Genomic DNA, 1542 nt, shown 5'->3' on the forward strand with positions numbered 1-1542 from the left:
AACGACCCAAGACAGTCGAGAGAACAACCATTGGGGTCGAACCTAATAGCGATTCGCCTTTCTTCTCTGAGGAGTCCTCAACAACACGGCCTTGGAACAGGCGAGTAGATGTCGCAATGACGGTGTCACCAGGTGCAGCTTTCTCTTGGTTACCCATGCACAGGTTACATCCAGGACGCTCAAGATAAAGGATGTTTTCGTACTGAGTACGCGCTGCTTCTTTTGGATGCTCATCATCGAAAACGAAGCCTGCATATTTCGCTAGGATATCCCAATCGCCTTCCGCTTTTAGCTCATCAACAATGTTGTATGTTGGTGGAGCAACAACAAGAGGCGCTTTGAATGTAATAGGGCCTTTCTTCTCCAGGTTGCGAAGCATCGCAGCGATAATTTGCATGTCGCCTTTATGCACCATACAAGAGCCAACAAAGCCTAAGTCAACTTTACGATCCGCGTAGTATGACGTAGGACGGATTACGTCGTGCGTGTAACGCTTAGATACGTCTTCATTGTTAACGTCTGGGTCAGCAATCATCGGTTCTTCGATTGCATCTAGGTCAACAACCAACTCAGCGTAGTACTTCGCGTTGTCATCTGGAGCAAGCGCTGGTTCTTCACCAGACTTGATGCCAGCAATACGCTTGTCTGCTAGGTCGATTAGGCCTTGTAACATCTTGGCATCGTTATCCATGCCTTTGTCGATCATGATTTGGATACGAGATTTTGCGAGCTCTAGAGACTGAATTAACGTGTCGTCTGTAGAAATACAGATCGAAGCTTTCGCTTTCATTTCTGCAGTCCAATCGGTGAACGTGAACGCTTGGTCTGCTAATAGAGTGCCGATTTGTACTTCGATAACGCGACCCTGGAAGACGTTTTCGCCGCCGAACTTCTTAAGCATTTGAGCTTGCGTTGCGTGTACGATGTCGCGGAAGTCCATGTGAGACTTCATGCTGCCTTTAAATGTTACTTTTACAGACTCAGGGATTGGCATTGCACATTCGCCAGTTGCAAGCGCGATAGCAACCGTACCAGAGTCAGCACCAAACGCGACGCCCTTAGACATACGAGTATGCGAGTCACCACCGATGATGATTGCGCGATCGTCAACAGTAATGTCGTTCAATACTTTGTGAATAACGTCTGTCATTGAATGGTAAACGCCTTTCGGATCACGTGCTGTGATCACGCCGAACGCATTCATGAACGCCATTAGCTTAGGCGTGTTCGCCTTTGCTTTGCTGTCCCATACCGAAGCGGTGTGACAGCCAGACTGGAATGCACCATCGACGCTTGGAGAAATCGTCGAAGCCGCCATGGCTTCCAGTTCCTGACAAGTCATCGGGCCAGTCGTGTCCTGAGAACCGACAATGTTAACCTTCACGCGAACGTCAGAGCCGGTGTGAAGAGGTGTGGTAGATTTTACACCTACCGCATTACGGTTGAATATTTTCTCAACAGCTGTAAGACCTTGGCCTTCGTGAGAAATTTCTTTAGATGCAGCGTAAACATCAGGAGCCTCAATACCGAGGGTTTCGGCTG

Annotated in this window: 1 protein-coding gene; it reads right to left on the bottom strand. The window is 48.4% G+C overall.

Features of this window, described 5'->3' with window-relative positions:
- A partial coding sequence (locus A3750_RS24305) for an aconitase family protein (protein WP_255374903.1) occupies positions 1 to 1542 on the bottom strand: 1542 nt, incomplete at both ends.

Source organism: Oleiphilus sp. HI0079, assembly GCF_001635105.1.